The sequence below is a fragment of the Escherichia ruysiae genome (assembly GCF_031323975.1).
Lineage (GTDB): Bacteria > Pseudomonadota > Gammaproteobacteria > Enterobacterales > Enterobacteriaceae > Escherichia > Escherichia ruysiae.
Genome location: NZ_JAVIWS010000001.1, coordinates 3,172,022 through 3,191,093 on the forward strand (window position 1 = coordinate 3,172,022; position 19,072 = coordinate 3,191,093).

Here is a 19,072-nt window from a genome sequence, read left to right on the forward strand (position 1 = left end):
AAAGAGCTCTATGAACGCATTTGATCCGCAAGCAGAAGATTCTCCGGCTACTATCGGTCGTAACTTGCGTCGTCGTCCACTGGCGCGCAAAAAACTCTCCGAAATGGTGGAGGAAGAGCTGGAGCAGATGATCCGCCGTCGTGAATTTGGCGAAGGTGAGCAACTGCCATCTGAACGCGAACTTATGGCGTTCTTTAACGTTGGGCGTCCTTCGGTACGTGAAGCGTTGGCGGCGTTAAAGCGCAAAGGTCTGGTACAAATTAATAATGGTGAACGCGCTCGTGTCTCGCGTCCTTCTGCGGACACCATCATCGGCGAGCTTTCCGGCATGGCAAAAGATTTTCTTTCCCATCCTGGCGGGATAGCCCATTTCGAACAGTTACGTCTGTTCTTTGAGTCCAGCCTGGTGCGCTATGCGGCTGAACATGCCACCGATGAACAAATTGATTTGCTGGCCAAAGCACTGGAAATCAACAGTCAGTCGCTGGATAACAACGCCGCGTTTATTCGTTCAGATGTTGATTTCCACCGTGTGCTGGCAGAGATCCCTGGGAACCCGATCTTTATGGCGATCCACGTTGCTCTGCTCGACTGGCTGATCGCCGCCCGTCCGACAGTCGCCGATCAGGCGCTGCACGAGCATAACAACGTTAGTTATCAGCAGCATATTGCGATCGTTGATGCGATCCGTCGTCACGATCCCGATGAAGCCGATCGCGCATTGCAATCGCACCTCAACAGCGTTTCTGCCACCTGGCACGCCTTCGGTCAAACCACTAACAAAAAAAAATAATGCCACTTTAGTGAAGCAGATCGCATTATAAGCGTTCTGTATGATGTGTTGCTTATTTGATCTGGTATAACAGGTATAAAGGTATATCGTTTTTAACAGGCAAGCATCACTTCAGAGGTATTTATGGCAACAAATTTACGTGGCGTAATGGCCGCACTCCTGACTCCTTTTGACCAACAACAAGCACTGGATAAAGCGAGTCTGCGCCGCCTGGTTCAGTTCAATATTCAGCAGGGCATCGACGGTTTATACGTAGGTGGTTCAACCGGCGAAGCCTTTGTGCAGAGCCTTTCCGAGCGTGAACAGGTACTGGAAATCGTCGCGGAAGAGGCGAAAGGCAAGATTAAATTAATCGCTCACGTAGGTTGCGTCAGCACTGCTGAAAGCCAACAACTTGCGGCATCCGCTAAACGTTATGGCTTTGATGCCGTCTCTGCCGTTACGCCGTTCTACTATCCTTTTAGCTTTGAAGAACACTGCGATCACTATCGGGCAATCATTGATTCAGCGGATGGTTTGCCGATGGTGGTGTACAACATTCCGGCGTTAAGCGGCGTTAAACTGACCCTGGATCAGATCAACACTCTGGTTACGTTGCCGGGTGTCGGGGCGCTGAAACAGACCTCTGGCGATCTCTATCAGATGGAGCAGATCCGTCGTGAACATCCTGATCTGGTGCTCTACAACGGTTACGACGAAATCTTTGCTTCCGGCCTGCTGGCGGGCGCTGATGGTGGTATCGGTAGTACCTACAACATCATGGGCTGGCGTTATCAGGGCATCGTTAAGGCGTTGAAAGAGGGCGATATTCAAACCGCGCAGAAACTGCAAACCGAGTGCAACAAAGTCATTGATTTGCTGATTAAAACAGGCGTATTCCGTGGCCTGAAAACAGTTCTTCACTATATGGATGTGGTGTCCGTTCCGCTGTGCCGCAAACCGTTTGGTCCGGTGGATGAAAAATATCTGCCAGAACTGAAGGCGCTGGCTCAGCAGTTGATGCAAGAGCGCGGGTGAGTTTTTCCCCTCACTCGCCCCTACCGGGTGAGGGGAAATAAACGCATCTGTACCCTACAACTTTCATACCAAAGCGTGTGGGCAACGCCCATCGCGGGAGACTCACAATGAGTACTACAACCCAGAATATCCCGTGGTATCGCCATCTCAACCGCGCACAATGGCGAGCATTTTCCGCTGCCTGGTTGGGATATCTACTTGATGGTTTTGATTTCGTTTTAATTGCCCTGGTACTCACCGAAGTACAAGGTGAATTTGGGCTGACGACGGTGCAGGCGGCAAGTCTGATCTCCGCAGCCTTTATCTCACGCTGGTTCGGCGGCTTGATGCTTGGGGCTATGGGGGATCGTTACGGGCGTCGTCTGGCAATGGTCACCAGTATCGTTCTCTTCTCGGTCGGGACGCTGGCTTGTGGCTTTGCGCCAGGCTACATCACTATGTTTATCGCTCGTCTGGTGATCGGCATGGGGATGGCAGGAGAATACGGTTCCAGCGCCACCTATGTCATTGAAAGCTGGCCAAAACACCTACGTAACAAAGCCAGTGGTTTTCTGATTTCCGGTTTCTCTGTGGGTGCTGTCGTTGCCGCTCAGGTTTACAGCCTGGTGGTTCCGATCTGGGGCTGGCGTGCGCTGTTCTTTATCGGCATCTTACCGATCATCTTTGCTCTCTGGCTGCGTAAAAATATCCCGGAAGCGGAAGACTGGAAAGAGAAACACGGGGGTAAAGCACCGGTACGCACAATGGTGGATATTCTTTACCGTGGTGAACATCGCATCGCCAATATCGTGATGACACTGGCGGCAGCTACTGCGCTGTGGTTCTGCTTTGCCGGCAACCTGCAAAATGCCGCAATCGTCGCTGTTCTTGGGCTGTTATGCGCCGCAATTTTTATCAGCTTTATGGTACAGAGTACGGGCAAACGCTGGCCAACCGGTGTGATGCTGATGGTGGTTGTGTTGTTTGCTTTCCTCTACTCATGGCCGATTCAGGCGCTGCTGCCGACGTATCTGAAAACTGAGCTGGCTTATAACCCACATACGGTCGCCAATGTGTTGTTCTTTAGTGGTTTTGGTGCGGCGGTGGGTTGCTGCGTCGGTGGCTTCCTCGGTGACTGGCTGGGAACGCGCAAAGCCTACGTTTGTAGCCTGTTAGCTTCACAATTGCTGATTATTCCGGTGTTTGCGATTGGCGGCGCAAACGTCTGGGTACTCGGTCTGTTACTGTTCTTCCAGCAAATGCTTGGTCAGGGCATCTCCGGGATCTTACCGAAACTGATCGGCGGTTATTTCGATACCGACCAGCGTGCAGCGGGGCTGGGCTTTACCTACAACGTCGGCGCACTTGGCGGCGCACTGGCTCCAATCCTCGGCGCGTTGATCGCTCAACGTCTGGATCTGGGCACTGCGCTGGGATCGCTCTCGTTCAGTCTGACGTTCGTGGTGATCTTGCTGATTGGTCTGGATATGCCATCCCGCGTTCAGCGTTGGCTGCGCCCGGAAGCGTTGCGGACTCATGACGCTATCGACGGCAAACCATTTAGCGGTGCCGTACCGTTTGGCAGCGCCAAAAACGATTTAGTCAAAACCAAAAGTTAATTCTGTAGCCCGGTCTCTGTACCGGGTCTTTCGCTAAGGGAAGATGTATGTCGTTACTTGCACAACTGGATCAAAAAATCGCCGCTAACGGTGGACTGATTGTCTCCTGCCAGCCGGTTCCGGACAGCCCGCTCGATAAACCCGAAATCGTTGCTGCCATGGCATTAGCGGCAGAGCAGGCAGGTGCGGTTGCTATTCGCATAGAAGGTGTGGCAAACCTGAAAGCCACGCGTGCGGTGGTGAGCGTGCCGATTATCGGGATTGTGAAACGCGATCTGGAGGATTCTCCGGTACGTATCACAGCTTATATTGAAGATGTTGATGCACTGGCGCAGGCGGGCGCGGACATTATCGCGATTGACGGCACCGACCGACCGCGTCCGGTGCCTGTTGAAACGCTGCTGGCACGTATTCACCATCACGGTTTACTGGCGATGACCGACTGCTCAACGCCGGAAGACGGCCTGGCATGCCAAAAGCTGGGAGCCGAAATTATTGGCACTACGCTTTCTGGCTATACCACGCCTGTAACGCCAGAAGAGCCGGATCTGGCGCTGGTGAAAACGTTGAGCGACGCCGGATGTCGGGTAATTGCCGAAGGACGTTACAACTCGCCAGCGCAGGCGGCGGATGCGATGCGCCACGGCGCATGGGCGGTAACGGTCGGTTCTGCCATTACGCGTCTTGAACACATTTGTCAGTGGTACAACACAGCGATGAAAAAGGCGGTGCTATGACCACACTGGCGATTGATATCGGCGGTACTAAACTTGCCGCCGCGCTGATTGGCGCTGATGGGCAGATCCGCGATCGCCGAGAACTTCCTACGCCTGCCAGCCAGACACCAGAAGCCTTGCGTGAAGCCTTGGCCGCGTTAGTCTCCCCGTTGCAAGCTCATGCGCAGCAGGTTGCCATCGCTTCAACCGGGATCATCCGCGATGGCAGCTTGCTGGCGCTGAATCCGCATAATCTCGGTGGATTACTACATTTTCCGTTAGTCAAAACTTTGGAACAACTTACCGATTTGCCGACCATTGCTATTAACGATGCGCAGGCCGCAGCGTGGGCGGAGTATCAGGCGCTGGAAGGCGATATAACCGATATGGTGTTTATCACCGTTTCCACTGGTGTTGGCGGCGGTGTAGTGAGCGGCGGCAAACTGCTTACCGGCCCAGGCGGTCTGGCGGGGCACATCGGGCATACGCTTGCCGATCCGCAGGGGCCTGTCTGTGGCTGTGGACGCACAGGTTGCGTGGAAGCGATTGCTTCTGGTCGCGGTATTGCGGCGGCGGCGCAGGGTGAGCTGGCTGGCGCGGATGCGAAAACCATTTTCACGCGCGCCGGACAGGGTGACGAGCAGGCGCAGCAACTGATTCATCGCTCCGCACATGCGCTGGCAAGACTGATTGCCGATGTTAAAGCCACGACTGATTGCCAGTGTGTGGTGCTCGGCGGCAGTGTTGGGCTGGCGGAAGGGTATCTGGCGCTGGTGGAAACGAATCTGGCTAAGGAGCCAGCGGCATTTCATGTTGAGTTACTGGCGGCGCACTACCGCCATGATGCAGGTTTACTTGGGGCTGCGTTGTTGGCTCAGGGAGAAAAATTATGATGATGGGTGAAGTACAGTCGTTACCATCTGCCGGTTTACATCCAGCACTACTGGACGCGTTAACGCTGGCATTAGCTGCCAGGCCGCAGGAAAAAGCGCCGGGTCGTTACGAATTGCAGGGCGACAATATCTTTATGAATGTCATGACGTTTAACACTCAATCGCCCGTTGAGAAAAAAGCCGAATTGCACCAGCAGTACATTGACATCCAGCTGTTATTAAACGGCGAGGAGCGGATTCTGTTTGGTATGGCAGGTACTGCGCGCCAGTGTGAAGAGTTCCACCATGAAGATGATTACCAGCTTTGCAGCGCCATTGAGAACGAGCAAGCCATCATCCTGAAACCGGGAATGTTCGCCGTGTTTATGCCAGGAGAACCGCATAAACCGGGATGCGTTGTCGGCGAACCTGGTGAGATTAAAAAGGTGGTAGTGAAGGTTAAGGCCGAGTTAATGGCTTAAAATTTAGTTGGATAGCTCGTTTTATAAATTCGCCAGACACTGTCTGGCGAATTTATTGTTACCTCGCTTAAACTTCCAGCCAGTTCATAATGCCGTCTGCCGCCTTACGACCTTCGGCAATGGCGGTCACCACCAGATCCGAACCACGCACGATGTCACCACCGGCAAAGATTTTCGGATTGCTGGTTTGGAAAGCGTTTTCGTTACCTTCCGGAGCGATAATGCGACCCTGTGAATCCAGCTCAACGCTGTGTTCTGCCAGCCATTCCATGCTGTGCGGGCGGAAACCAAACGCCATGATCACCGCATCTGCCGGAACGATATGTTCGGAACCTGCCACGATCTCCGCGCGGCGACGGCCTTTAGCGTCCGGTTCGCCCATTTCGGTGCGCACCATTTTCACGCCGCTGACTTTACCGTTGCCATTTACTTCAATACCCAGCGGCTGGACGTTGAATTTGAACTCTACGCCTTCTTCCCGCGCGTTTTTCACTTCGCGGCGGGAACCCGGCATGTTCTCTTCATCACGACGATAGGCACAGGTAACGTGCTTAGCACCCTGGCGCACGGAAGTCCGCACGCAGTCCATCGCGGTATCGCCACCGCCAAGTACCACCACGCGTTTACCTTCCATGCTGACGAACGGTTCATCGCGGGTTTCGCCAAAGCCCATCAACTGTTTGGTGTTGGCGATGAGGAACGGCAGCGCCGCGTACACGCCATCGGCATCTTCGTTTTCTAATCCGCCGCGCATGGACTGATAAGTCCCGACGCCAAGGAACACGGCATCGTAATCACTCAGCAGATCGTCCAGCTGTACGTCGCGGCCCACTTCGGTATTGAGTTTGAATTCAATACCCATGCCGGTGAAGATTTCACGGCGGCGCGTCATTACCTCTTTTTCCAGCTTGAAAGCCGGAATACCGAAGGTCAGCAAGCCGCCGATTTCCGGGTGACGGTCGAAGACGACAGCTTTGACACCGTTGCGTGTCAGCACATCCGCACACGCCAGACCTGCCGGGCCTGCGCCGATAATCGCCACTTTTTTACCCGTCTGCTTCACGCCGGACATATCCGGACGCCAGCCCATTTCGAACGCTTTATCATTGATATAACGCTCAATATTGCCGATGGTCACTGCGCCAAACTCATCGTTCAGGGTACAGGAACCTTCGCACAGACGATCCTGCGGGCAAACGCGTCCACACACTTCCGGCAGGGTATTGGTTTGATGCGACAGTTCTGCCGCTTCAAAAATACGTCCCTCGTTGGCGAGCTTCAGCCAGTTCGGGATGTAGTTGTGTACCGGGCATTTCCACTCGCAGTATGGGTTGCCGCACGACAGGCAGCGGTCAGCCTGCGCTTTGGCCTGGCCTTCGGAAAACGGCTCGTAAATTTCAACAAACTCAATTTTGCGGATCTTCAGCGGTTTCTTTGGCGGATCAACGCGCTGCAGGTCGATAAATTGATAAACATTCTGACTCATTGTTGCTACCCCTTATTGCGCCTGCACGCGCAACTCTGCTGCGCTACGACTACGGTGCCCCAGCAGTGCTTTTACATCACTGGACTTCGGTTTAACCAGCGCAAATTTAGTGGCGAAGATTGACCAGTTCGCCAGAATCTCTTCGCCACGCTGAGAACCGGTATGCTGCACATGCTCAGTGATAAGACCACGCAGATGCTCTTCATGGATCGCCAGAGAGTCAACGTTTAAGACCTCGACCAGTTCCGGGTTAACGCGTTTGCGGAAATCACCACTTTCGTCGAGAACGTAAGCGAAGCCGCCGGTCATGCCCGCACCGAAGTTAACACCGGTTTTACCCAGAATACAGACGATACCACCCGTCATGTATTCACAGCCGTTGTCGCCAATGCCTTCTACCACGGTAATCGCACCGGAGTTACGCACGCCAAAACGTTCACCCGCGCGGCCAGCGGCATACAGACGACCGCCGGTCGCGCCATACAGGCAAGTGTTGCCGATAATGCTCGCCTCGTGGCTGCGGAAGGCCGAGCCAACCGGAGGACGAATGGCGATTAAGCCGCCCGCCATGCCTTTACCGACATAGTCGTTGGCATCGCCCGTCAGATACAGCTCCACGCCGCCCGCGTTCCACACGCCGAAACTCTGGCCTGCGGTGCCGTTGAAGTACGCTTTAATCGGATCGGCAGCCAGCCCCTGATCGCCGTGCGTCTGGGCGATATAACCTGAAAGCGATGCGCCCACGGAACGGTCGGTGTTACGAATATCGAACCAGAAGGTTTTACTCTGACGCTCATCGACAAACGGTTTCGCCTGTTGCAGCAACTGCGCGTTCAGCAGACCGTTATCGAACGGCGGGTTGTTTTCGGTGCAGTAGAGCGCCTTACCAGGATGCGGCTCGGCAGTCTCCAGCAGCTTCGATAGCGCCAGTTTTTGCTGTTTAGCGGTGAAACCATCCAGCTCTTTTAGCAGGTCGGTGCGACCAATCAGATCCACCAGACGCGTCACGCCCAGCTGTGCCATCAGCTCGCGGGTTTCACGGGCGATAAATTCAAAGTAATTCGTCACCTTGAACGGCAGGCCGTGGTAGTGATTTTTACGCAGTTTTTCGTCCTGAGTTGCCACGCCGGTGGCGCAGTTGTTCAGATGGCAAATACGCAGATATTTACAGCCGAGCGCCACCATTGGGCCAGTGCCGAAACCGAAACTTTCCGCGCCGAGGATGGCTGCTTTGATGATATCGACGCCGGTTTTCAGACCGCCATCAACCTGCAAACGGATCTTATGACGCAAGCCGTTGGCAACCAGCGCCTGTTGTGTTTCAACAAGCCCCAGCTCCCACGGGCAGCCTGCGTATTTCACCGACGAAAGTGGACTTGCTCCAGTGCCGCCGTCATAGCCTGCGATGGTGATCAAGTCCGCATAGGCTTTCGCCACGCCGGTGGCGATAGTGCCAACGCCCGGCTCAGACACCAGCTTCACGGAGATCATCGCTTTCGGGTTAACCTGTTTCAGGTCGAAAATAAGCTGCGCTAAGTCCTCGATAGAGTAGATATCGTGATGCGGCGGCGGGGAGATCAACGTTACGCCGGGTACGGAATAGCGCAGTTTGGCGATGTAAGGAGTGACTTTATCGCCCGGCAACTGACCGCCTTCGCCTGGCTTCGCGCCCTGAGCGACTTTAATCTGAATCACGTCGGCATTGACCAGATACGCCGGAGTGACGCCGAAGCGACCGGAAGCGACCTGTTTAATGCGCGAGACTTTGTTGGTGCCGTAGCGCGCCGGATCTTCACCCCCTTCACCGGAGTTGGAGTTGCCGCCGATGCTGTTCATCGCTTCCGCCAGTGCCTCGTGGGCTTCCGGGCTTAACGCGCCGATAGACATCGCAGCGGTATCGAAGCGTTTAAACAGTTCGCTTGCCGGTTCAACATCAGCAATGTTGACCGCGTTTTCACCCGGCGTAATTGCCAGCAGATCGCGCAGCGTTGTTGCCGGGCGCTCGTTAACCAGCTTCGCGTATTCCTGATAGTCGCTGTACTCGCCGCTCTGTACCGCCTGCTGCAGCGTGCGCACGACGTCTGGATTGTAGGCGTGGTATTCGCCGCCATGCACATATTTCAGCAGGCCGCCCTGGCTGATGGGCTTACGCGCCAGCCAGGCTCGTTTTGACAGATTCAGCAGATCCTGCTGGAAGTCTTCGAAGCCTGCCCCGCCAATGCGGCTGACCGCGCCCTGGAAGCACAGGCTCACAACATCATCGTGCAGACCGACCGCCTCAAACAGTTTCGAGCAGCGGTAAGAGGCGATGGTGGAGATGCCCATCTTGGACATGATTTTGTACAAGCCTTTGTTGATGCCGTTACGGTAGTTGAGCATCACAGTACGATAATTTTTGGCAATCGCGTGGGTGTCAACCAGGCGACCCAGTGTTTCATAGGCAAGGTACGGATAAATAGCCGTCGCGCCGAAGCCCAGCAACACGGCGAAGTGGTGTGGATCGCGGGCGCTGGCGGTTTCGACGATGATGTTGGCGTCGCAACGCAGGCTTTGATCGACCAGACGGGTCTGGATCGCGCCAACCGCCATCGGGGCTGGAACCGGCAGGCGATCTTTAGCGATATTCCGGTCGGAAAGCACCAGCAGCACGGTGCCGCTACGCACCATTTTTTCGGCTTTATCGCACAGCTCTTTGACCGTCGCTTCGAGCGTGTTTTTGGTTGCGTCAAAGGTGATATCCAGCGTATCTGCGCGGTAGTGCTCTTCTTTCATGGTCGTGAGCTGTTTGAAATCAGAGTAGAGCAGAATCGGCGATTTAAAGCTTAAACGGTGTGCCTGGCCTTCGGCTTCACAGAAGACGTTCATTTCGCGCCCGATGCTGGTAGCGAGCGACATAACATGCGCTTCACGCAGCGGGTCGATTGGCGGATTAGTGACCTGGGCAAACTGCTGGCGGAAGTAGTCGTAAATAATGCGCGGCTGGCTGGAGAGCACGGCGAATGGGGTGTCGTCGCCCATCGAACCGACAGCTTCCTGACCGTTTTCGCCCAGCACACGGATCACAGAGTCCAGCTCTTCCGCGCTGTAGTTAAACTGTTTCTGGTAGCTGGCAAGCGTGTCGTCGTCCAGTTCACGGCTACCCACTTCTTCATCGGGCAAGTCTTCAAACGGCACCAGGCGGCGAACGTTTTTCTCCATCCACTCTTTATATGGATGGCGGCTTTTCAGGTCATCATCGGTTTCTGCCGAGTGCAGAATACGCCCACTGCGGGTGTCGATCACCATCAGTTCGCCCGGCCCCACGCGGCCTTTTTCAACCACTTCGTCAGGCTGATAATCCCAGATGCCGACTTCAGAGGCGCAGGTGATGAGCTTATCTTTGGTGATGACGTAGCGCGCCGGACGCAGACCGTTACGGTCGAGGTTACAGGCAGCGAAGCGACCGTCTGACATCACGATGCCCGCCGGGCCATCCCACGGCTCCATATGCATGGAGTTAAAATCGAAGAACGCGCGCAGTTCCGGATCCATATCCGGGTTGTTCTGCCAGGCTGGTGGAACTAACAGACGCATGGCGCGGATGATATCCATCCCGCCTGCCAGCAGCAGTTCCAGCATGTTATCCATCGAACTGGAGTCAGAGCCGGTTTCGTTGACGAACGGCGCGGCGTCGTGCAAATCCGGGATCAGCGGCGTCTGGAATTTATAAGTACGGGCGCGCGCCCACTGACGGTTACCGGTGATAGTGTTGATTTCGCCGTTGTGCGCCAGATAGCGGAACGGCTGCGCCAGCGGCCAGCGTGGCACGGTGTTGGTGGAGAAGCGTTGATGGAACAGGCAGATAGCAGATTCCAGACGCAGATCCGCAAGATCCAGGTAAAAGCGCGGCAAATCCGCCGGCATACACAGACCTTTATAGATGTTGACCAGATTCGACAGGCTACAGACGTAGAAGTCTTTATCGGCTTCGAGACGTTTTTCGATGCGGCGACGGGCGATAAACAGACGGCGCTCCATATCGCGCGGACGCCAGCCTGCCGGGGCGTTCACAAAAATTTGCTCAATGCGCGGCAGCGAGGAGAGGGCGATTTCACCCAGTACACCTTCGTTGGTAGGGACATCACGCCAACCGACAATCGACAAGGTTTCGCGTTGTAGCTCTTCTTCAACGACGCGGCGTGCGGCGGCGGCGAGTTCAGGATCTTTATTCAGGAAGATCATCCCGACGGCGTAGTTTTTCGCTAAACGCCAGCCGCGTTCCTGCGCAACGATGCGAAAAAAGCGATCCGGTTTTTGTAACAGCAGGCCGCAACCGTCACCAGTTTTACCATCAGCGAGAATCGCGCCACGGTGCTGCATACGAGCCAGTGCGTGTATTGCAGTACGCACTACCTTGTGGCTAGGTTCGCCTTCTATGTGGGCGATCAGGCCGAAACCACAGTTATCCCTCTCAAGGGATTTATCGTACAACATATCGTGAACCTCCCCCAGGCTCTGCGGGAACCCCACTACCGAACCGCTGCGCACGGGCACAGAAAGAGCATGGCGACGGGGTTTGCGTTTCATACGCTTACCTCGCATTCGCCCCCTTTTTTGTCCTTTTCGCATCAGTTAATACGGTGAAGAGGGGAACTCAATTACTGCATAAATATGATGAGCAGGCTGCTCATCCAGAAAGCTTCCAGCGGATTTCCAACTTATCGGGAAAGCTGATACAGGTCAAATGGCAAGCTTATTGGTCTGGAAATGTGCTTTAGCGCAAAAATCTTTATTAAGATATTGAAATTAAACTAAATTTGTTATTCTTAATTAATGGAAAGAGAAAAAGGAAAACGTTGAGTGCCTGACTACTTTAGCGGCGAGTTAACCCTTATCCTGCCTTGAATTGACGTTTGAAGCAGTGTTTTATACTGTCTTAAGAGGAAAAGGCATTTCATGCTACTGTTTTTGTTTAAAATCCATTAGCGGATAAAAAAATCCGACGCAAGATAAGCAAAAGTAATTTATGTGCTATTGCATTAAATTTCAGTAATTGTGATTTATTATGCAGTTGGTATAAGCGGGTCGGGACGATTGATCCAGGTCATCGCCGAATTGAGCTAAAAATGGCAGGCTTTGGCCTCTTTTCAAGGCGCGGTCTATCAGATTATGCAGTTACAGAAATTAGTCAATATGTTTGGTGGGGATCTTACCCGTCGTTACGGGCAAAAGGTGCATAAACTGACGCTGCATGGCGGTTTTAGCTGCCCGAATCGTGACGGAACCATCGGACGCGGCGGATGCACATTCTGTAATGTTGCTTCGTTTGCCGACGAAGCGCAGCAACACCGCTCCATTGCTGAACAGCTGGCGCATCAGGCGAATCTGGTTAACCGTGCGAAACGCTATCTGGCCTACTTTCAGGCTTATACCAGCACCTTTGCGGAAGTTCAGGTGCTGCGTTCCATGTATCAACAGGCGGTGAGCCAGGCCAATATTGTCGGTTTGTGTGTTGGTACGCGCCCGGACTGCGTGCCGGATGCGGTGTTGGATCTGCTTTGTGAATATAAAGACCAGGGCTACGAAGTGTGGCTGGAGCTGGGGCTGCAAACCGCGCACGACAAAACGCTGCATCGCATCAATCGCGGACATGATTTTGCCTGCTATCAGCGCACGACCCAGCTGGCGCGTCAGCGTGGGCTTAAGGTGTGTTCTCACTTAATTGTCGGCCTGCCTGGCGAAGGGCAAGCGGAATGTTTGCAAACACTGGAGAGAGTGGTTGAAACCGGCGTGGACGGCATCAAGCTTCATCCCCTGCATATCGTGAAAGGCAGCATTATGGCGAAAGCCTGGGAAGCGGGACGTTTGAACGGTATTGAACTGGACGATTACACGCTGACGGCGGGAGAGATGATTCGCCATACGCCACCGGAAGTTATCTACCACCGCATTTCCGCCAGCGCCCGTCGCCCGACGTTACTTGCTCCGCTGTGGTGTGAAAATCGCTGGACGGGTATGGTCGAGCTGGATCGCTATCTGAATGAACATGGCGTACAGGGATCGGCGCTGGGACGTCCGTGGCTACCTCCAACGGCGTAGGCCATTGAGGGGAATTCCGCATTTCTCACACAATTTATAACGTAACTGTCAGAATTGGGTATTATTGGGGCAGGTTGTCGTGAAGGAATTCCCTAATGAAGCAAATTCGTCTGCTGGCGCAGTATTATGTTGACCTGATGATGAAGTTAGGTCTGGTGCGCTTCTCAATGTTGCTGGCGCTGGCCCTTGTCGTTCTCGCCATTGTGGTGCAAATGGCGGTGACCATGGTGCTGCATGGTCAGGTCGAAAGTATTGATGTTATTCGTTCTATCTTCTTTGGTCTGCTGATTACGCCGTGGGCGGTCTACTTTCTTTCGGTGGTCGTCGAGCAACTGGAGGAGTCACGACAACGTCTGTCACGGCTGGTGCAAAAACTGGAGGAGATGCGCGAGCGCGATCTGAGCCTCAACGTTCAGTTAAAAGACAATATTACCCAGCTTAATCAGGAAATCGCCGTTCGTGAAAAAGCTGAAGCTGAATTGCAGGAAACCTTCGGTCAGCTGAAAATTGAAATCAAAGAGCGTGAAGAGACACAAATTCAGCTCGAACAGCAATCCTCTTTTTTACGTTCCTTCCTTGACGCCTCTCCTGATCTGGTTTTTTACCGTAACGAAGATAAAGAGTTTTCCGGCTGTAACCGTGCAATGGAATTGCTAACCGGGAAGAGCGAAAAACAACTGGTTCACCTGAAACCTGCTGATGTTTACTCGCCGGAAGCCGCCGCGAAAGTTATTGAAACCGATGAGAAAGTGTTTCGTCATAATGTGTCACTGACTTATGAACAGTGGCTGGATTATCCGGACGGACGCAAAGCCTGCTTTGAAATCCGTAAAGTGCCGTACTACGACCGTGTGGGTAAACGGCATGGTTTGATGGGCTTTGGTCGCGACATTACCGAGCGTAAGCGGTATCAGGATGCGCTCGAACGCGCCAGCCGCGACAAAACGACGTTTATTTCCACCATCAGTCACGAATTGCGTACACCTCTGAACGGTATCGTTGGTTTAAGCCGCATTCTGCTGGATACCGAACTTACTGCCGAGCAGGAAAAATATCTCAAAACTATCCATGTTTCGGCCATCACTCTGGGGAATATCTTCAACGATATTATCGACATGGATAAGATGGAGCGCCGCAAGGTTCAGCTTGATAATCAGCCGGTTGATTTCACCAGCTTCCTTGCCGATCTGGAAAATCTTTCCGCATTGCAGGCGCAACAAAAAGGGCTGCGCTTTAATCTGGAACCGACGCTACCATTACCGCATCAGGTCATTACCGACGGTACGCGTTTACGGCAGATCCTGTGGAATCTCATCAGTAACGCCGTCAAATTTACCCAGCAAGGTCAGGTTACCGTGCGCGTGCGCTACGATGAAGGCGACATGCTGCATTTTGAAGTGGAAGACTCAGGCATCGGCATTCCGCAGGATGAGCTGGATAAAATTTTTGCCATGTATTACCAGGTGAAAGACAGTCACGGCGGTAAACCTGCCACCGGCACCGGCATTGGTCTGGCCGTTTCTCGTCGGCTGGCGAAAAATATGGGCGGCGATATTACTGTTACCAGCGAACAGGGCAAAGGTTCAACCTTTAGGTTGACGATCCACGCACCGTCGGTGGCAGAAGAGGTCGATGATGCGTTTGATGAAGACGATATGCCTTTACCGGCACTAAATGTGCTGCTGGTGGAAGACATTGAACTGAACGTTATTGTCGCGCGTTCTGTACTGGAAAAATTAGGTAACAGCGTTGATGTAGCAATGACCGGCAAGGCGGCGCTGGAGATGTTTAAGCCGGGCGAATATGACCTGGTATTGCTGGATATTCAGTTGCCAGATATGACCGGGTTGGATATCTCTCGTGAACTGACGAAGCGTTATCCGCGCGAAGATTTACCGCCGCTGGTGGCTTTAACTGCCAATGTGCTGAAAGATAAACAAGAGTACCTCAATGCTGGAATGGATGATGTGCTGAGTAAGCCGCTTTCCGTACCGGCGCTAACCGCGATGATCAAGAAATTCTGGGATACCCCGGATGATGAGGAGAGCACGGTGACGACAGAAGAGAACAGCAAATCTGAAGCATTACTCGATATTCCCATGCTGGAACAGTATCTCGAACTTGTAGGGCCGAAGTTGATTACCGACGGGTTAGCGGTGTTTGAGAAGATGATGCCGGGCTATGTCAGCGTGCTGGAGTCGAATCTGACGGCGCAGGATAAAAAAGGCATTGTCGAGGAAGGGCATAAAATTAAAGGCGCGGCGGGTTCAGTGGGGTTACGCCATCTGCAACAGCTGGGTCAGCAAATTCAGTCTCCCGACCTTCCTGCGTGGGAAGATAACGTAGGTGAATGGATTGAAGAGATGAAAGAAGAGTGGCGTCACGACGTAGATGTGCTGAAAGCGTGGGTTGCGAAAGCTACTAAAAAATGACCCCGGCTAGACCGGGGTGCGCGAATACTGCGCCAACACCAGGGAAATCTTGGCTGCGCCGTAAATTATTATGATGAGTTACAAGGGCACAGCACTGTTTTTCAGGCCGCACGCAGTTAAGATAGCAAATCTTAAATGATTTGTTACATGAATCAGTTAAATGTGTGATGCGTAGCATTTTTATTAAAAAGATTAATGTGTTTCAGTCAGTTGCGAAAGGATGATCACAATGAAGAAAATTGGCGTAGTTCTGAGCGGGTGCGGCGTTTATGACGGTTCCGAAATTCATGAAGCTGTGTTGACGTTACTGGCGATATCGCGTAGCGGCGCGCAGGCGGTCTGCTTTGCACCGGATAAGCAGCAGGTTGACGTTATCAACCATTTAACCGGCGAGGCGATGACGGAATCGCGCAATGTGCTGATTGAAGCCGCGCGTATTGCGCGTGGTGAGATCCGTCCTCTGGCTCAGGCCGATGCTGCCGAACTGGATGCGTTGATTGTGCCTGGTGGCTTTGGTGCGGCGAAGAATTTAAGCAATTTTGCCAGCCTTGGCAGTGAATGCACTGTTGAGCGTGAATTAAAGGCGCTGGCGCAAGCGATGCATCAGGCCGGTAAACCGCTTGGTTTTATGTGTATTGCCCCTGCGATGCTGCCGAAAATTTTCGATTTCCCACTGCGTTTGACCATCGGTACTGATATCGATACCGCAGAAGTGCTGGAAGAGATGGGCGCAGAGCATGTACCGTGTCCGGTCGATGATATCGTGGTTGATGAAGACAATAAGATTGTCACTACACCGGCTTATATGTTGGCACAGAACATTGCGGAAGCGGCGAACGGCATTGATAAGCTGGTTTCCCGCGTGCTGGTTCTGGCTGAATGAGTAAAAGCCGCTTAACGGCGTTCGGTTTCGTTCGTCGTTTTCTTCTGCGGTTAGTGGTTGTCCTCGCCGTTTTATGGGGCGGGGGCATCGCGTTGTTTAGCATAGCGCCTGTCCCGTTCTCAGCGGTGATGGTCGAGCGACAGGTCAGTGCCTGGCTGCATGGCAATTTTCGTTACGTGGCGCATTCTGACTGGGTCAGTATGGATCAAATCTCGCCGTGGATGGGGCTGGCAGTGATTGCCGCAGAAGATCAGAAATTCCCTGAGCACTGGGGCTTTGATGTCGCTTCCATTGAGAAAGCCCTGGCGCACAACGAGCGCAATGAAAATCGTATTCGCGGCGCATCAACGATTTCTCAGCAGACAGCCAAAAATCTCTTTTTATGGGATGGGCGTAGCTGGATACGTAAAGGGCTGGAAGCAGGTCTGACATTGGGGATAGAAACGGTCTGGAGCAAAAAGCGTATCCTGACGATTTACCTGAATATCGCCGAATTTGGCGATGGTGTGTTTGGTGTTGAAGCCGCAGCGCAACGCTATTTCCACAAACCCGCGAGCAAACTCACTCAGTCGGAGGCTGCCTTACTGGCAGCGGTACTTCCGAACCCACTACGCTTTAAAGCTTCCGCACCGTCAGGCTACGTGCGTAGCCGTCAGGCGTGGATTTTACGGCAGATGCATCAGTTGGGCGGTGAGTCGTTTATGCGACAACACCAGCTGGATTAAGCTTCGCGCGAGGTGAGGGTGAGTTTCTTGTTCTCACTGAGTTGTGCGCCTTTCTTCAGGGCGACCGATAACGCGGGTTGAGCGATAAAACGTTGCCACAAACGCTCTTGCTTACGTAGACAACACCACTTCGACCAGGTCGCCAGCGGAATCCACGTGCTTTCACCAATGTTGTCACAGACGACGGGAATGATTTCTGACTCGCTGATGCGGTGGCAAAGAATATTCTGCGGCTTCAGCGACATCGTCACGATGCGGTTATCCTGCAAATAACGCTTCAGCTGCTTCAGTAACTGACGCAACTGAGCAACATCTTCTTCGTAACGGCATTGTCCAGCAAATTCGGTCAATGTAATAGACGGCTTGCCATCAAAATCGGCAATGACATCGTAGACATAACCGGTTCCACAATCCGTCTCAACCGTACCGTGATAGCGTGGAATACCGCTCCAGTCTTTCAAACGACGACCAAGGTGCGCATAGTACTTTAACTCACGGCGGATCTCTTTATCACCACCGTCGCCACGGTGGTAGACAATCTTGATACAGCGTTGGGCATCTTCCGGATGCGCATAACATTTCCGATGTCTTCCGGTGCCCAGGGGACTTTGTTCAGATAAGCGAATCATGCCATCTCCTGGAAATATTTTCTGACAATCTCCAGTATGAGGACTTAACTTAAACAAAACCTAAACAGGACTTTTTAAGGTTTTCTTAAGGTTTTGTTCGTACAGAAAAGAGCACAAAATGTACAAGTTGCGAAAAATGAGGACATTTTCCGCTTGTACTTTTTTCACCCCTACGGGCTGAAGGTGTATATCTGGGGGGAATTAAGCGTCAGGGTTATGAAGATTAATCTTCATCGAAACCAGAGTTAAAGAGGGCGATAACGGCGGCCAGTGCTTCCACTTCCTGTGGACCGGTCGCTTCGACTTCAATCTGCCGTCCTTTGGCGGAGTCCAGCATCAGCAGCGCAATAACGCTGTTCGCTTCAGCCTCGGTGCCTTCGTCATTACGTAACAGCACTTCAGCGTCAAAACCCTGCATTAATTCAAAGAGTTTCATGGCAGGCCGGGCATGCATGCCCAGCTTGTTTGTGATTTCAACAGTTTGCTTGACGGTCATGGTTTACGTTTTTCCAGCGTACGATGGCGTGACTGGACGTTTTTACCGCGCGAGCGGAAGTAGTCTGCCAGCTGTTCTGCAATATACACCGAACGGTGCTTCCCGCCGGTACAACCAATGGCGACCGTCAGGTAGCTACGGTTGTTGGTTTCCAGCATAGGTAACCATAGCTCAAGGTAGCTTCGCGTCTGGTAGATAAAATTGTGTACTTCTGTGTGGCGGTCGAGGAACGCGGCGACAGGTTTATCAAGACCTGTCATTGGACGCAGTTTCGGATCCCAGTGCGGGTTCGGCAAGAAGCGCACGTCAAAGACGTAATCGGCATCGATAGGAATGCCGTGTTTGAAGCCGAAGGACTCAAAGACCATCGTCAGTTCACGCTCGCGTTTTCCCAGCAAACGGGTACGCAACATTTCTGCCAACTCGTGAACGGACATTTCTGAGGTATCGACAATCAAATCTGCCCGCGAACGCAGTGGCTCCAGCAGATCGCTTTCTTTGTCGATAGCACTTTCCAGCGACAGGTTCTTGCTGGAGAGCGGATGCAGACGGCGCGTATCGCTGTAACGACGAATCAGGGTGTTACGATCAGCATCCAGGAACAGCAGTTGCGGTGAGAAAGCATCAGGCAGGTTACTCATCGCCTGTTCGAATATTTCTGGTGACTCCGGCATATTACGAACATCAATGCTGACGGCGGCAGAAATCTCGCGATCGGCGAGCGTGCGAGCCAGATCGGGTAACAGCACTACGGGAAGGTTATCCACGCAGTAAAAACCCATATCTTCCAGCGCACGCAGGGCGACAGATTTACCTGAGCCTGAACGTCCGCTGACGATCATCAGTACCATGTACTGTTTCTCCT

General features: G+C 53.1%; 15 protein-coding genes. 10 read left to right on the top strand and 5 right to left on the bottom strand.

Annotated elements, in window-relative coordinates; all coding sequences use genetic code 11:
- Window positions 1-10 precede the first annotated feature (10 nt).
- The 6 genes from nanR to nanQ all read left to right on the top strand — a co-directional run bounded on the left by nanR (window position 11) and on the right by nanQ (window position 5,478).
- Window positions 11-793: a transcriptional regulator NanR gene (gene nanR / locus RGV86_RS15370; RefSeq protein WP_000990910.1), complete on the top strand. Its 783-nt coding sequence runs from the start codon at window positions 11-13 to the stop codon at window positions 791-793.
- Window positions 794-916: 123 nt separating this feature from the next.
- The gene (nanA, locus tag RGV86_RS15375; protein ID WP_000224714.1) at window positions 917-1,810 is read left to right on the top strand and encodes an N-acetylneuraminate lyase; all 894 of its coding nucleotides are present in this window, start codon (window positions 917-919) and stop codon (window positions 1,808-1,810) included.
- A 107-nt stretch (window positions 1,811-1,917) separates the two neighbouring features.
- On the top strand, window positions 1,918-3,408 hold the full coding sequence (nanT, locus tag RGV86_RS15380) for a sialic acid transporter NanT (protein ID WP_000108483.1): 1,491 nt from the start codon (window positions 1,918-1,920) through the stop codon (window positions 3,406-3,408).
- 47 nt (window positions 3,409-3,455) lie between these two features.
- Window positions 3,456-4,145, top strand: a complete 690-nt coding sequence (locus RGV86_RS15385) for an N-acetylmannosamine-6-phosphate 2-epimerase (protein WP_000054234.1) — start codon at window positions 3,456-3,458, stop codon at window positions 4,143-4,145.
- The gene (nanK, locus tag RGV86_RS15390; RefSeq protein WP_000209043.1) at window positions 4,142-5,017 is read left to right on the top strand and encodes an N-acetylmannosamine kinase; all 876 of its coding nucleotides are present in this window, start codon (window positions 4,142-4,144) and stop codon (window positions 5,015-5,017) included. The genes RGV86_RS15385 and nanK overlap by 4 nt, the downstream gene beginning before the upstream one ends.
- Window positions 5,014-5,478: an N-acetylneuraminate anomerase gene (nanQ, locus tag RGV86_RS15395; protein ID WP_085460266.1), complete on the top strand. Its 465-nt coding sequence runs from the start codon at window positions 5,014-5,016 to the stop codon at window positions 5,476-5,478. The genes nanK and nanQ overlap by 4 nt, the downstream gene beginning before the upstream one ends.
- A gap of 67 nt (window positions 5,479-5,545) precedes the next feature.
- Here nanQ and gltD read toward each other — a convergent pair whose 3' ends face one another.
- Window positions 5,546-6,964: a glutamate synthase subunit GltD gene (gltD, locus tag RGV86_RS15400; protein WP_000081675.1), complete on the bottom strand. Its 1,419-nt coding sequence runs from the start codon at window positions 6,962-6,964 to the stop codon at window positions 5,546-5,548.
- A 12-nt stretch (window positions 6,965-6,976) separates the two neighbouring features.
- Window positions 6,977-11,437, bottom strand: a complete 4,461-nt coding sequence (gltB, locus tag RGV86_RS15405) for a glutamate synthase large subunit (protein ID WP_032226595.1) — start codon at window positions 11,435-11,437, stop codon at window positions 6,977-6,979.
- Between the two features lie 675 nt (window positions 11,438-12,112).
- Here gltB and mnmL point away from each other — a divergent pair.
- The 4 genes from mnmL to mtgA all read left to right on the top strand — a co-directional run bounded on the left by mnmL (window position 12,113) and on the right by mtgA (window position 17,082).
- Entirely contained in the window at window positions 12,113-13,042 is a 930-nt protein-coding gene (gene mnmL, locus RGV86_RS15410) for a tRNA modification radical SAM protein MnmL/YtqA (protein WP_024165162.1), read from the top strand.
- A gap of 95 nt (window positions 13,043-13,137) precedes the next feature.
- Window positions 13,138-15,474: an aerobic respiration two-component sensor histidine kinase ArcB gene (gene arcB / locus RGV86_RS15415; protein WP_085460267.1), complete on the top strand. Its 2,337-nt coding sequence runs from the start codon at window positions 13,138-13,140 to the stop codon at window positions 15,472-15,474.
- 229 nt (window positions 15,475-15,703) lie between these two features.
- Window positions 15,704-16,357 (top strand): isoprenoid biosynthesis glyoxalase ElbB, encoded by a 654-nt coding sequence (elbB, locus tag RGV86_RS15420; protein WP_010346520.1) that lies wholly within the window; start codon window positions 15,704-15,706, stop codon window positions 16,355-16,357.
- Complete coding sequence (gene mtgA / locus RGV86_RS15425; protein WP_085460268.1) at window positions 16,354-17,082, top strand: monofunctional biosynthetic peptidoglycan transglycosylase; 729 nt, start codon at window positions 16,354-16,356, stop codon at window positions 17,080-17,082. Before elbB ends, mtgA begins: the two co-directional genes overlap by 4 nt.
- On the opposite strand, the gene yrbL is transcribed toward mtgA, so the two are convergent.
- The 3 genes from yrbL to rapZ all read right to left on the bottom strand — a co-directional run bounded on the left by yrbL (window position 17,079) and on the right by rapZ (window position 19,058).
- Window positions 17,079-17,711 carry a PhoP regulatory network protein YrbL gene (gene yrbL / locus RGV86_RS15430; RefSeq protein WP_000620414.1) on the bottom strand — a complete coding sequence of 211 codons (633 nt, stop codon included), beginning with the start codon at window positions 17,709-17,711 and terminating at the stop codon, window positions 17,079-17,081. The genes mtgA and yrbL overlap by 4 nt on opposite strands.
- 223 nt (window positions 17,712-17,934) lie before the next feature.
- Entirely contained in the window at window positions 17,935-18,207 is a 273-nt protein-coding gene (gene npr, locus RGV86_RS15435) for a PTS phosphocarrier protein NPr (protein WP_000216792.1), read from the bottom strand.
- Window positions 18,204-19,058, bottom strand: coding sequence for an RNase adapter RapZ (gene rapZ, locus RGV86_RS15440; RefSeq protein ID WP_000243741.1), 855 nt, complete (start codon window positions 19,056-19,058; stop codon window positions 18,204-18,206). The genes npr and rapZ overlap by 4 nt, the downstream gene beginning before the upstream one ends.
- Between the last annotated feature and the right edge of the window lie 14 nt (window positions 19,059-19,072).

Bases quoted from the DNA above. Each gene is read 5' to 3' on its own strand.
- nanR (WP_000990910.1), top strand. From the start codon at position 11: ATGAACGCATTTGATCCGCAAGCAGAAGATTCTCCGGCTACTATCGGT.
- nanA (WP_000224714.1), top strand. From the start codon at position 917: ATGGCAACAAATTTACGTGGCGTAATGGCCGCACTCCTGACTCCTTTT.
- nanT (WP_000108483.1), top strand. From the start codon at position 1,918: ATGAGTACTACAACCCAGAATATCCCGTGGTATCGCCATCTCAACCGC.
- RGV86_RS15385 (WP_000054234.1), top strand. From the start codon at position 3,456: ATGTCGTTACTTGCACAACTGGATCAAAAAATCGCCGCTAACGGTGGA.
- nanK (WP_000209043.1), top strand. From the start codon at position 4,142: ATGACCACACTGGCGATTGATATCGGCGGTACTAAACTTGCCGCCGCG.
- nanQ (WP_085460266.1), top strand. From the start codon at position 5,014: ATGATGATGGGTGAAGTACAGTCGTTACCATCTGCCGGTTTACATCCA.
- gltD (WP_000081675.1), bottom strand. From the start codon at position 6,964: ATGAGTCAGAATGTTTATCAATTTATCGACCTGCAGCGCGTTGATCCG.
- gltB (WP_032226595.1), bottom strand. From the start codon at position 11,437: ATGTTGTACGATAAATCCCTTGAGAGGGATAACTGTGGTTTCGGCCTG.
- mnmL (WP_024165162.1), top strand. From the start codon at position 12,113: ATGCAGTTACAGAAATTAGTCAATATGTTTGGTGGGGATCTTACCCGT.
- arcB (WP_085460267.1), top strand. From the start codon at position 13,138: ATGAAGCAAATTCGTCTGCTGGCGCAGTATTATGTTGACCTGATGATG.
- elbB (WP_010346520.1), top strand. From the start codon at position 15,704: ATGAAGAAAATTGGCGTAGTTCTGAGCGGGTGCGGCGTTTATGACGGT.
- mtgA (WP_085460268.1), top strand. From the start codon at position 16,354: ATGAGTAAAAGCCGCTTAACGGCGTTCGGTTTCGTTCGTCGTTTTCTT.
- yrbL (WP_000620414.1), bottom strand. From the start codon at position 17,711: ATGATTCGCTTATCTGAACAAAGTCCCCTGGGCACCGGAAGACATCGG.
- npr (WP_000216792.1), bottom strand. From the start codon at position 18,207: ATGACCGTCAAGCAAACTGTTGAAATCACAAACAAGCTGGGCATGCAT.
- rapZ (WP_000243741.1), bottom strand. From the start codon at position 19,058: ATGGTACTGATGATCGTCAGCGGACGTTCAGGCTCAGGTAAATCTGTC.